Annotated in this window: 9 protein-coding genes; 8 read left to right on the top strand and 1 reads right to left on the bottom strand. The window is 60.3% G+C overall.

Annotated features, from left to right (window positions below; all coding sequences use genetic code 11):
* The first annotated feature begins 2 nt into the window (after positions 1-2).
* From AC1DOG_RS05000 to AC1DOG_RS04985, 4 genes are all read left to right on the top strand, one after another.
* A complete protein-coding gene (locus AC1DOG_RS05000; RefSeq protein ID WP_112943393.1) occupies positions 3-977 on the top strand; it encodes an NAD-dependent epimerase/dehydratase family protein in 975 nt (324 codons plus the stop codon).
* Positions 974-2,155 (top strand): DegT/DnrJ/EryC1/StrS family aminotransferase, encoded by a 1,182-nt coding sequence (locus AC1DOG_RS04995; protein ID WP_112943394.1) that lies wholly within the window; start codon positions 974-976, stop codon positions 2,153-2,155. The genes AC1DOG_RS05000 and AC1DOG_RS04995 overlap by 4 nt, the downstream gene beginning before the upstream one ends.
* 372 nt (positions 2,156-2,527) lie before the next feature.
* The gene (locus AC1DOG_RS04990) at positions 2,528-3,439 is read left to right on the top strand and encodes a Hint domain-containing protein (protein WP_477926995.1); all 912 of its coding nucleotides are present in this window, start codon (positions 2,528-2,530) and stop codon (positions 3,437-3,439) included.
* A 287-nt stretch (positions 3,440-3,726) separates the two neighbouring features.
* Positions 3,727-6,024, top strand: coding sequence for an FdhF/YdeP family oxidoreductase (locus tag AC1DOG_RS04985; protein WP_477926994.1), 2,298 nt, complete (start codon positions 3,727-3,729; stop codon positions 6,022-6,024).
* Positions 6,025-6,074: 50 nt separating this feature from the next.
* On the opposite strand, the gene aptA is transcribed toward AC1DOG_RS04985, so the two are convergent.
* Positions 6,075-7,409 carry an omega-aminotransferase AptA gene (gene aptA / locus AC1DOG_RS04980; protein WP_112943397.1) on the bottom strand — a complete coding sequence of 445 codons (1,335 nt, stop codon included), beginning with the start codon at positions 7,407-7,409 and terminating at the stop codon, positions 6,075-6,077.
* Between the two features lie 149 nt (positions 7,410-7,558).
* On the opposite strand from aptA, the gene AC1DOG_RS04975 reads away from it, so the two are divergent.
* The 4 genes from AC1DOG_RS04975 to AC1DOG_RS04960 all read left to right on the top strand — a co-directional run bounded on the left by AC1DOG_RS04975 (position 7,559) and on the right by AC1DOG_RS04960 (position 11,421).
* Entirely contained in the window at positions 7,559-8,107 is a 549-nt protein-coding gene (locus tag AC1DOG_RS04975) for a cupin domain-containing protein (protein ID WP_112943398.1), read from the top strand.
* A 196-nt stretch (positions 8,108-8,303) separates the two neighbouring features.
* Positions 8,304-8,942 (top strand): response regulator transcription factor, encoded by a 639-nt coding sequence (locus AC1DOG_RS04970; RefSeq protein ID WP_296433391.1) that lies wholly within the window; start codon positions 8,304-8,306, stop codon positions 8,940-8,942.
* A 141-nt stretch (positions 8,943-9,083) separates the two neighbouring features.
* Positions 9,084-10,226: a M24 family metallopeptidase gene (locus tag AC1DOG_RS04965; protein ID WP_112943400.1), complete on the top strand. Its 1,143-nt coding sequence runs from the start codon at positions 9,084-9,086 to the stop codon at positions 10,224-10,226.
* A 169-nt stretch (positions 10,227-10,395) separates the two neighbouring features.
* Positions 10,396-11,421, top strand: a complete 1,026-nt coding sequence (locus tag AC1DOG_RS04960) for a hydroxyacid dehydrogenase (protein WP_112943604.1) — start codon at positions 10,396-10,398, stop codon at positions 11,419-11,421.
* The last annotated feature ends 243 nt before the right edge of the window (positions 11,422-11,664 follow it).

Genomic DNA, 11,664 nt, shown 5'->3' with positions numbered 1-11,664 from the left:
TCATGAAGAACCAGCGAATTCTGATCACCGGCGGCGCGGGCCTCATCGGCTCGCATATCGCGGACCTCGTTGCGCTGGAAGAGCCACGCGAGATCGTCATCATCGACAACTTCGGGCGTGGCCGCCGGGAAAATCTGGCCGATGCGATCAAGGCAGCGCCCGTCACGATCATCGACGGGGATATCCGCGACCGCAAGCTGCTAAAGGAAACATTCGCCGGTATCGACACTGTGTTTCACCAGGCGGCCATCCGCATCACCCAATGCGCCGAAGAGCCGCGTCTGGCCTTCGACGTTCTCGCCGGCGGCACGTTCGATGTACTCGAGGCGGCTGTGGAAGCGAAAGTTTCCAAGGTTGTCGCGGCATCATCCGCCTCCGTGCTCGGCCTTGCCGAGAGTTTCCCGACCACCGAGGACCACCACCCCTATAACAACCGCACGATCTATGGCGCCGCCAAGGCCTTCAACGAGGGTCTCCTCAGAAGCTTTGCCGAGATGTATGGCCTGCGCTACGTCGCGCTTCGCTATTTCAACGTCTACGGGCCGCGCATGGATGTGCATGGCGTCTATACAGAGGTTCTGATCCGCTGGATGGAGCGCATCGCCAACGGCCAGCCGCCCATCATTCACGGCGACGGCCTGTCCACCATGGATTTCGTGCATGTGCACGATATCGCCCGCGTGAACCTGCTTGCGGCGAAGTCTGACGTCACCGACGAAGTGTTCAACGTGGCAAGCGGCGAAGAGACCAGCCTGCGCGACCTCGCGCAACTGCTGATGAAGGTCATGGGCGCGTCGATGGATGTGCAATACGGGCCAGCGCGCAAGGTCAATGCCGTTCCTCGTCGTCTTGCCTCTACGGTCAAGGCCGAGACCATGCTCGGCTTCAAGTCCGAAATCAGCATGGAGCAAGGGCTGAGCGATCTCGTCGCCTGGTGGCGGCATGAGAAGATGCAGAACACCGGAGAAGCGGCATGAGCCAAATTCCTGTTGCAAAACCTGTTCTCGACGAGCAGGAAGTCGAGGCGGTCCGTCGTGTCATTCTCTCTGGCTGGGTCACGCAAGGCCCGGAAGTCGCCGCCTTCGAACGTGAATTCGCCGATTTCGTCGGCGCCTCGCACGCCTGCGCGGTCTCAAACTGCACGACGGCACTGCATCTGGCTCTGCTGGCGGTCGGCGTCGAAGCCGGCGACGAAGTCATTACCGTCAGCCACTCCTTCATAGCGACCGCCAATGCGATCCGCTATTGCAACGCAACGCCTGTCTTCATCGATATCGAGGCTGATGGATTCAACATCGACCCCGAGCTTATCAAAGCAGCGATCACGCCGCGCACCAAAGCGATTATCTGTGTGCACCAGCTCGGCATGCCGTGCGATCTGAGCCGCATCGTCGAAGTTGCCGAGCGGCACGCCATTCCGGTTATTGAGGATGCCGCCTGCGCAACGGGCAGCGAAATCCTGTGGAAGGGTCGCTGGGAGAAGATCGGTAAGCCGCATGGCGATATCGCCTGCTTTTCGTTCCATCCTCGCAAGGTGGTAACCACGGGCGATGGAGGCATGCTGACAACGGCGAACCCGGAATATGACCGGAAGTTTCGCCTCTGGCGCCAGCACAGCATGAGCGTTACCGATAGCGTGCGCCACGGCTCGAAGCAGGTGATCTACGAAAGCTACCCGGAAGTCGGCTTCAACTACCGGATGACGGACATGCAGGCAGCCGTTGGGCGCGAGCAGTTGAAACGACTGCCGGAGATCGTCGCCAAGAGACGCGCGCTCGCCGCCGCCTACTCGCAGGCCCTCGGCAAGCTAGACGGTATGAGCGCTCCGGTCGAGCCGGACTGGGCACGAAGCAACTGGCAGAGCTATTGCATGACGCTGCCTGATCAGTTGGATCAGCTGGAGCTCATGCAGGGGCTGCTCGATCAGGGTATCTCGACGCGACGCGGCATTATGAACAGCCATCTCGAACCGGCCTACGCGGCGGAGAACTCGCACAGGGTTTCGGGTGATCTGACAAACAGCGTCAGCGCCCAGAACCGGACCGTAATCCTGCCACTGTTCGTGCAGATGACCGACGGAGAACTCGACGCTGTCGTTGATGCCATTGCAGCCAGCCGCCTGCGGTGCGAGCCTGTGATCGCAAAGGTAGGCTGACACGCACTACAAAACCATCACTTCCAATTGGACAATGGCAAGGCAAGGCAAGGCAAGGCAAGCGACTGCATGCCATGCTTCACCCCGCGCAGAAACTTGCGCCTGAAATCTGTACCCAAGGTAGCAGATTACTGGAGAAGCGACGGCAATTTGCGAGGGACGAGCATTCCTTTTCTTAAAGAGAAATCGACAAATCTCGCCCAAGGATTGTCCAAATCTCCACATTCGCTCGATCTTCAGGAAGCTGTATTGACTACTGCTATTTGAGTAGCTTCGAACCTATTCGGCTGAGTTTATCGCGGATGAAGTTGGTGTAGGATGGTTAACGGCAATCATAAATAGACAGGTGTAACCCAAAAGACGGAGCGCATGATGTCATCGATCGACCCGGAAGAAACACCCTCTAACCGTGCACGCCGACATTTTCTCGGTGTAGCGGCAGCTACGAGCGCAAGAGTTGCCGGAATCGCTGTTGCGACCATGGCAATAGCCTCTTCGCCCGCAAAGGCAATGGGACGTAATTGGGGCGGCGGCCGCGGAGGCGGACATGGTGGCGGTGGCGGTGGGGGCCACGACGGTGGCGGTGGCGGTGGCGGTGGCCATTCCGGCGGAGGAAACTCCGGGGGCGGCGACGGCGGTGCGAAGTGCCTCCTGCGCGGCACCCTGATTGCGACACCATCAGGCGAAGTCGCGATCGAGGATCTGCACCTTGGCGATCTCGTCGAAACGATCTCTGGCGAAGCCAAGCCAATCCGCTGGATCGGCCGCCAAACATTCCGCAAGAGCGTGTCCTCCTGGCATCCGACGGTCATGCCGGTGCGCATCTCGAAGGGCGCGCTGGATGACGGCATGCCGAGCCAGGATCTCTACATCTCCGCTGGCCACGCCCTTTACGTCGATGGCGCTCTGGTCCGCGCAAAGGATCTGGTCAACGGCAGCTCGATCATATCGACCGTACCTCATGACAGTCAAACGATCGAATACTACAACGTGCTGCTCGACAGCCACGACGTGGTAATCGCCGCTGGCACGCCGGTCGAGACTTTCCAGCTGCGTGGCAGCGACTACGAGAGTTTCGATAACTTCGTCGAACTCGAGAAGCTCTATCCGGCTGGGCGCCGCCCGAGTATGATGCCTTATGCCCCGGTGGTCGGCGAAGAAAGCGGAAGACAGCATCTGAAGGCGCTTCTATTGCTCAGCGTTTCGCCCATCGTTCCGATGCGTGATCCGTTCAAGGACGTTTCGCGACGCATATCGAGCCGCATCGGCGCACTGGTCGACTGATAACCGCCGCCCGGCAATTAAGGCTATCCATTGCGGATTGGTGCGTTGCTGCGCCAGTCCGTTTTTTTTGATCACACATGATCCTTGGCTTCGCGTCCGCGTAGTCACGGCCAACGCGTCGCGCCGACGTTTCGCGTGCCCTCGCATGTCTCGTATAGTCCACTCAGCGCATCTTGCGGCACCAGGCTGAGTCTTCAGAGCTATGGCAACCTCCTATGCTTCGGTATAGTGCAGTGCGGCATCGAGAGATGTTATGCTGGCTAGACGGTATGTGGAGACGTTTGAACATGGCGAAGAAGCGGCCTGAGGGAATTGAGAAGTACGACGCACCGGCCGGCGGATGGGGCGCGCTGCGTGCTGTCGCCAAGACACTTGCCCATCAGCAGGTCGTTGCCCAGGGGGCCGCAACACTGCTGAAAGCCAACAAGCCCGAAGGCTTCGATTGTCCGGGTTGCGCGTGGCCGGATCCCAAGCACACTTCGTCCTTTGAGTTCTGTGAAAATGGCGCCAAAGCCATCACTTGGGAATCGACTGCAAAGCGTGTCGATCCGAGCTTCTTTGCAGAGCATACAGTCTCGGAATTGTGGGGATGGAACGACCACAGTCTCGAGGACGAGGGCCGCCTAACGCACCCGATGATCTACAATGCCGAGACCGATCGCTATGAGGTGATCGAATGGGACAATGCCTTCGCGCGCATCGGCGCGGAACTCAATCGCTTGGAAGATCCGCATCAGGCCGAGTTCTATACATCGGGGCGCGCGTCTAACGAGGCTGCCTTTCTTTACCAGCTAATGGTGCGCGCCTATGGCACCAACAATTTTCCCGACTGCTCGAATATGTGCCATGAGGCAACCAGTGTCGGCCTGCCGAAATCAATCGGCGTCGGCAAGGGCACGGTTCTCCTCGACGATTTCGACCACACGGATGCGATCTTCAGCTTCGGTCACAATCCGGGTACAAACCATCCGCGCATGATGGCGACGCTCCACGAGGCATCACGGCGCGGCGTACCGATCATCGTCTTCAATCCGCTGAAAGAGCGCGCGCTCGAGAAATTCGCCTCGCCGCAGGATCCGGTCGAAATGGCGACGCTGTCGTCGACACGGATTGCGTCGGCCTATCATCAGGTGCGCACCGGCGGCGATCTCGCGGCACTCAAGGGCTTGATGAAGTGCGTATTCGAGATCGATGATGTAGATCTATCCGCCGGCGGTACAGGCGTGCTCGACCGCGCCTTCGTCGCCGAACACACGATCGGTCTCGAGGCGCTACGCGAGGATATAGACAACACCAGCTGGGACAGCATCATCACTGTATCCGGTCTCACGCGAGAGGCTCTGAAGAGTGCCGCCGAGGTCTATGTGAAGGCCAAGAGCGTGATCATTTGCTACGGCATGGGCATCACTCAGCACAGCAACGGCACCGGTAATGTGCAACAGCTCGCCAATCTACTGATGTTGCGCGGCAATATCGGGCGCCGCGGCGCCGGCATCTGCCCTCTGCGCGGCCATTCCAACGTTCAGGGCGACCGCACCGTCGGCATTACCGAGGTTCCCAACAAGGCGCTGATCGACGGAATGGAGAAGGCCTTCGGCTTCCGCCCGACCGACATGAAGGGACACAATGCGATTGAATCCGTCGAAGCAATCATGGAGGGTAGGTCCAAGGCGTTGATCTGCCTCGGCGGCAATCTGGCCGTCGCCATGTCCGACACCGACTTCACATTCGAGGCGATGCGCAAGCTTGACCTTGCGGCGCACATCACGACCAAGCTCAACCGCTCGCATTTGCTGATTGCCAAGACCTCCATCATTCTACCCTGCCTCGGCCGCACCGATCTCGACACGCAAGCGTCGGGCCCGCAATCGGTGACCGTCGAGGACTCCATGTCGATGGTGCATGCGTCGCGCGGCTTCCTGAACCCGCCGAGCGGGATGCTGAAATCCGAGCCCGCAATCGTTGCCGGCATCGCCAAGGCGACGCTCGGAGATCGCCATGGCATCGATTGGGATGGCATGGTCGCAGATTACGACAGGATACGCGACAAGATCGAAATCGTCTTTCCCGATTTCTTCGAATTCAACAAGCGTGTGCGCGTCCGCGGCGGCTTCCGGCTGGACGTACCGGCGTCTGAGCGTCGCTGGAAGACGGAAAGCGGCAAGGCTACTTTCCTCATCGGCCGCGGCCTGCATGAGGACCCGTTGGTGAAAAATCCGGACGCGCTTGTCCTGACCACGCTTCGCAGCCACGACCAGTACAACACGACGATCTATGGTATGGATGATCGCTATCGCGGCGTTTTTGGCCGCCGTGACGTCATCTTCATGAATAAGGACGACCTCGCGAAACGCGGATTGTCGGATGGCGACATTATCAATGTCGTCGCCCTACCGTCGACGGATGGAAAGTCGCGCAGCGCGCGCGGGCTGACCGCGATCGAGTACGATATTCCACGAGGATCGATCGCCGGCTATTATCCTGAGATGAACGCGCTGATCGCGCTCTCCGCCTATGACCGCATTTCTGGCACACCCGCCTACAAGGGCGTTCCGGTGACGGTCACTGGCGTGACCACTCAGTAGGCACGATTTGTGTTTCGGGCCTCGTCAAAACGAGGCCCGAAACATATTGATCAGGCTGCGCGCTTCAGCGCATCGCCGATGATCGAGACAATGGTCTCGATCTGATCCTTTTCGACGATCAGCGGCGGCGAAAGCGCGATAGTGTCGCCGGTGACGCGGATCAGCAGACCCCTCTTGAAGCAATCGACGAAGACGTCATAGGCGCGGGCGCCGACAGCACCTTCACGCGACGAGAGCTCGATGGCGCCGACTAGGCCTAGGTTGCGGATGTCGACGACATTCGGCAGGCCCTTCAGTGAGTGAAGTGCTTCCTGCCAAGTCTCCGCCAGACCGGCGCCGCGCGTCAGCAGGCCCTCTTCCTCGTAAATCTCGAGTGTGGCGATGCCGGCGGCGCTTGCAACCGGGTGGCCGGAGTAGGTGTAGCCGTGGAAGAGTTCGATGGCATTTTCCGGACCGGTCATCATCGCGTCATAGACCTTGCGGCTTGCAAACACAGCACCCATCGGGATCGCGCCATTCGTCAGGCCCTTAGCCGTCGTCACTAGATCCGGCACCACGCCAAAGTAATCGGTCGCGAACGGCGTACCAAGGCGTCCAAAGCCGGTGATGACTTCGTCGAAGATCAGCAGGATGCCGTACTTGTCGGCGATCGCGCGCAAGCGTTCGAGATAGCCCTTCGGTGGAAGGATAACGCCAGCGGAACCGGACATCGGCTCGACGATGACGGCCGCGATGGTCTCGGCGCCATGCAGGGCAACCAGACGCTCGAGATCTTCGGCGAGCTCGATGCCATGGGCCGGCAGGCCCTTGCTGAAGGCGTTGTGCTCGACGTCAAGAGTATGGCGCATGTGATCGGCCGGGATCTGCGGGAAGACGCGACGGTTGTTGACGAGGCCGCCGACGGAAATACCGCCGAAGCCAACACCATGATAGCCCTTTTCGCGCCCGATGATACGGCTGCGGGTGCCCTGTCCGATGGCGCGCTGATAAGCGATGGCAATCTTCAGCGCGGTGTCGACGGATTCAGAACCAGACCCGGTGAAGAACACCCGATCAAGCTGCGCGCTCGCGCCACCGGGGGCAATCTTGGCCAGCCGCTCGGCGAAATCGAAAGCAATCTGATGGCCCATCTGGAAGGTGGGGGCGAAATCCATGGTCATCAGCTGACGCTCGACCGCCTCGGCAATCCTCTTGCGGGCGTGGCCCGCGTTCACGCACCACAGACCGGCGGTCCCATCCAGTACCTTGTTGCCGTCAACATCGGTGTAATACATGCCCTCGGCGGAGGCGAGCAGGCGGGGGGCTGCCTTAAACTGGCGGTTGGCCGTGAACGGCATCCAGAAGTTATCGAGCGACGGGCTGTTTGCTTTGCTGATCTGGTCCATGAGGTCTCTCCGGAATGGTGGTGATGAAGTGATCGGCCAATTCAGATTCTCGAACAAGCCCTTTTCTGGATGCTTCCAACTCATTGAAAATCATGGAATTTGAAATCGAATGTTGTTATATTTCGAACACTCGAAACCTTGGAAACACCATGTCCGTCGATATCGGCCAACGCCTGCGCCATTTGCGCATGCTTCACAATCTTTCGCAACGCGAATTGGCGAAGCGGGCGGGGGTCACCAACTCCACCATTTCGCTCATCGAATCCAATTCCTCCAACCCATCGGTGGGCGCCCTGAAGCGCATTCTGGATGGAATCCCGATCGGATTGGCCGAGTTCTTTGCCTTCGAACCGCAGAAGTCGCGCAAGGCCTTTTACGCCGCCGAAGAGCTGGTCGAGATCGGCAAGGGCCCGATTTCCTACCGACAGATCGGCGAGAGCCTGTTCGGCCGCCAGCTACAGATCCTGAAAGAATGCTACCAACCGGGCGCCGACACTGGAAAGGTCATGCTCGTCCATGAAGGCGAAGAAGGCGGCATCGTGCTTTCAGGCCGCATGGAAATAACGGTCGAGGACGAGCGCCGCATCCTTGGCCCCGGTGATGCCTACTACTTCGAGAGCAGGCGCCCACATCGCTTCCGATGCGTCGGACCGGTTCCCTGCGAGGTTATCAGCGCCTGCACGCCACCGACGTTCTAACCACGCCAATCGCGAGCGTGATGGCTATCAAGACCCCAAACCTAAGTATAGTGTGGCCGATCTTCATGTCTGGCTATGTTGCTTACGGTCGCGGATGCGGGCACAACGTGCAGCGAAGTGCCCGCCCGCATTTAAAGCGGAGTGATGAGGGAGGCACTGCGAAATGACTCAACTCTGGAGAAACGCCGTGAGTGACATGCGACGAGCGACCATGGTGCAACCAGTATTTCCCATGGTACTGATCGTCGACGACGACATCTCCGTGCGCGAAGCACTCGTCGATCTCTTTCATTCGGTCCGGATCGATGTTTCCGCTTTCGACAGCCCAGCCGCCCTGCTTGCGGGGGCGGACCTCAAGCGCCCAGGGTGCATCCTGCTCGATGTTCGCTTGCCAGGGCTGAGCGGCCTCGATTTCCAGGGGCAACTGGAGCGCTTGGGAAGCAGGCTGCCGATCGTCTTCATGACGGGTTTCGGCGATATTCCAATGAGCGTGAGGGCGATGAAGGCCGGTGCCGTGGATTTTCTGGTAAAGCCGTTTCGCGACCAGGACCTGCTCGATGCCGTCTCCACGGCGATCGAGCGCGACGCGGTGCAACGTAGCGAGAGCGCGGAGGGTGACGCAGTCGTCACTTTGGCCGACACGCTGACGCCGCGCGAGCGTGAGGTGATGATGGCTGTCAGCAAGGGGCTGATGAACAAGCAGATCGCCTATGATCTCGGCATCAGCGAGATAACCGTCAAGCTTCACCGCGGCAACGTCATGCGCAAGATGGATGTCCGTTCGGTCGCCGACCTCGTACGCAAGGTCGAGCTTCTGGCCACTCGCCAGCCGTAAGGACCTATCGGGGCAACCCCCTCCCGATTGACTTGACGGCAGGAGCAGGACTAGCTGCGCGCGATCAAGCTGCGACTTGATTGCTGACACGGCGGCGCATGTGCGTCGTCAAGCAGCGGATCGATATCAAGAGGAATAGCCATGTCGGCCACACCCCGCCCCTCCCCCATTCCCGAAACAGAGCGCCGCGAGCGGCTTTCGACGCTGCGCAGCCGCATGGGTGCCGCCGGCGTGGACGCCGTGCTCCTCGGCTCGACGGAGAGCCTGCGCTATTTCACCGGCCTTGTCTGGCACCAGAGCGAACGACTGGTCGGCGCGCTGATCACGCAGGCTGACCTCTTCTACATCGTGCCGGGTTTCGAGCGCAGCCGCGTCGACAGTCTGCCAAAGCTCGACGGCGCAATCGTGACCTGGGAGGAAGACGAGAACAGCGCCGAAACCGTAGCCGGCCTGCTTTCGGCGAAAGGCCGCGTGGCGCTCGATGACGCCTTGCCGCTGTTCGTCTATCACGCACTTGCCAAGGAGCTCGGCGAGGAGCGCCTTGTCGATGGCGCGCGACTGATCCGCGATATCCGCCTACGCAAGTCCGCGGCCGAAATCGGCATCATCCAATACGCGATGAACCTGACGCTTGAAGTCCACCGCCGCGCGTACGCGTATATCAAGCCCGGCGTCCTGGCATCGGATGTCGTGCGCTATATCGACGAACAGCACCGTGCCCTCGGCGCCGATAGTGGATCGACCTTTTGCATTGTCTCCTTCGGCGAAGCGACCTCGCTGCCGCATGGCGCCGACGGCGAGCAGACCTATGCGGCCGGCGATGTCATTCTGGTCGACACCGGGTGCCGTATCGACGGCTATCATTCCGATCTGACGCGCACCTATGTTTTGGGCGAGCCGGATGCGGACTTTGCCCGCGCCTGGGCGATCGAGCGCGAGGCGCAGCAGGCCGTTTTCGACGCGGCCAAGCTCGGAGCTGCCTGCTCCAGCCTGGATGACGCGGCCCGCGCGGTCATCGTTCGCCATGGGCTTGGGCCTGATTACGCGCTGCCTGGCTTGCCTCACAGGGCCGGCCATGGTCTCGGCCTGGAAATCCACGAAGAGCCCTATGTCGTTCGCGGCAATAAGACGGCACTTGAACCCGGCATGTGCTTCTCGAACGAACCGATGATCGTTTTCCCCGGCCGCTACGGGATCCGTCTTGAAGATCATATCCACATGACCGAGACCGGCGCCGCATGGTTCACGCAGCCGGGCAAGAGCCCGACCGAGCCGTTTGCGTGAGATGCACGACATCGCCTGACTGAGCTGTCGGGCGCTACCCGACATGAAAATCAAAGGCCGCTGCCCGCACAGCGGCCTTTCGTCAGTGTTACAGCGCCAGGCTCGAAGCCCCCTGTTACAAGCGGCATTTGCTGATAAGTCTTGCTCTCAGGGAATGGAGGAGGATGTGATGAGCCGCAATATTGTTCTGGTGGACCCTTTGCCACGAACGCTCGATCTGATCATGAAGCCGGATGTTCGCCGCCGGCTGGAAAATCTCGGCGAGCTGGTGATTTGCGAAGATCGGCAGATGCCGGCTGAGCAGGTCGACGCATTGCTTCCCGAGACGGTGCTGATCTTCGGGCAGACCGACATGCCGCGCGAGCGGTTGGACCGGGCGCCGAAGCTAAAGGCCATCATCAACGTCGAATCCAACTTCATGGCGAATATTGACTACCAGGCCTGTGTGGAACGCGGCATCTGGGTGATCACCCCGGCATCGGCCTTCGCATCGCCCGTGGCTGAGGCGGCACTCGGCATGGCGCTCAATCTTGCCCGCGGCATCACCCAGGCCGACCGCGATTTCCGGGCGGGAACCGAAGAATATGGGCTGGCCGGCAACGACGGCGTCTTTCGTTTCGCCGGCGCGCCGGTCGGGATCATCGGCTTCGGCGATCTCGGCAAGCAGTTGCGCGATCTGATCCGCCCGTTCAAGAACGCGGTGCGCGTGTTCGACCCATGGCTGCCTAAAGAGATCATTGAGCGGCTGGATTGCGTGCCATCGGACCTGGACGAGACGTTGAGCAAGAGCCAGGTGGTTTTCGTCTTCGCCAGCGTGACCAGCGAGAACGAGGGCTTCATCGGCCGTCGCGAGTTCCAGTTGATGAGGCCGGGCGCCGCCTTTCTCTTGATGAGCCGCGCAGCGGTGGTCGATTTTCCCGCGATGCTGGAGGCAGTGAAATCCGGCCACATCATCGCCGCGACCGATGTCTTTCCGGAAGAGCCTGTGGCGGCCGACGACCCCGTGCGCGGTTTGCCGGGCTTGCTGCTCTCGGCGCATCGCACCGGTGGCACCCGCGATGCCTTCTACGAACTCGGCACGATGGCCGTCGCAGATGCCGAACTCATCATGAAAGGTCTGCCGCCCCAGCTTTGCCGGCGTGCGGACCCGGCAACGGCGAGCCGCTTGCGCTCGAAACCTGTGTCGGTGTCCTGAGATGGCCTTGGGATAGAGCAGAAAATAAAAAAGCCTGTCGCGGGAGGAGGTGCGACAGGCTTTTTAAAACAAATGAACAGCAGCTGGGAGGAGGAGTGCTACTGTTCGCGCAAGTCCCTCTGGGAGGAGGAGTGAGGCACTTGCAAACTCGAAGCTCTGCGGGAGGAGGATGCATCGCTTCGATGGATATGTATATACACACCCGCGCGCCTAAACGGTAGGCAAGTTTGTGCAAGGCAGCCA

The organism is Rhizobium sp. 01N48, from assembly GCF_056399145.1.
Note: the sequence above shows the minus strand (reverse complement) of the source record. Positions and strands in the feature narration are given on the sequence as shown.

Excerpts from the sequence above, each read along its gene's own strand:
- AC1DOG_RS04965 (WP_112943400.1), top strand. The coding sequence starts at position 9,084 with ATGTCGGCCACACCCCGCCCCTCCCCCATTCCCGAAACAGAGCGCCGC.
- AC1DOG_RS04970 (WP_296433391.1), top strand. The coding sequence starts at position 8,304 with ATGCGACGAGCGACCATGGTGCAACCAGTATTTCCCATGGTACTGATC.
- aptA (WP_112943397.1), bottom strand. The coding sequence starts at position 7,409 with ATGGACCAGATCAGCAAAGCAAACAGCCCGTCGCTCGATAACTTCTGG.
- AC1DOG_RS04985 (WP_477926994.1), top strand. The coding sequence starts at position 3,727 with ATGGCGAAGAAGCGGCCTGAGGGAATTGAGAAGTACGACGCACCGGCC.
- AC1DOG_RS04995 (WP_112943394.1), top strand. The coding sequence starts at position 974 with ATGAGCCAAATTCCTGTTGCAAAACCTGTTCTCGACGAGCAGGAAGTC.
- AC1DOG_RS04990 (WP_477926995.1), top strand. The coding sequence starts at position 2,528 with ATGTCATCGATCGACCCGGAAGAAACACCCTCTAACCGTGCACGCCGA.
- AC1DOG_RS05000 (WP_112943393.1), top strand. The coding sequence starts at position 3 with ATGAAGAACCAGCGAATTCTGATCACCGGCGGCGCGGGCCTCATCGGC.
- AC1DOG_RS04960 (WP_112943604.1), top strand. The coding sequence starts at position 10,396 with ATGAGCCGCAATATTGTTCTGGTGGACCCTTTGCCACGAACGCTCGAT.
- AC1DOG_RS04975 (WP_112943398.1), top strand. The coding sequence starts at position 7,559 with ATGTCCGTCGATATCGGCCAACGCCTGCGCCATTTGCGCATGCTTCAC.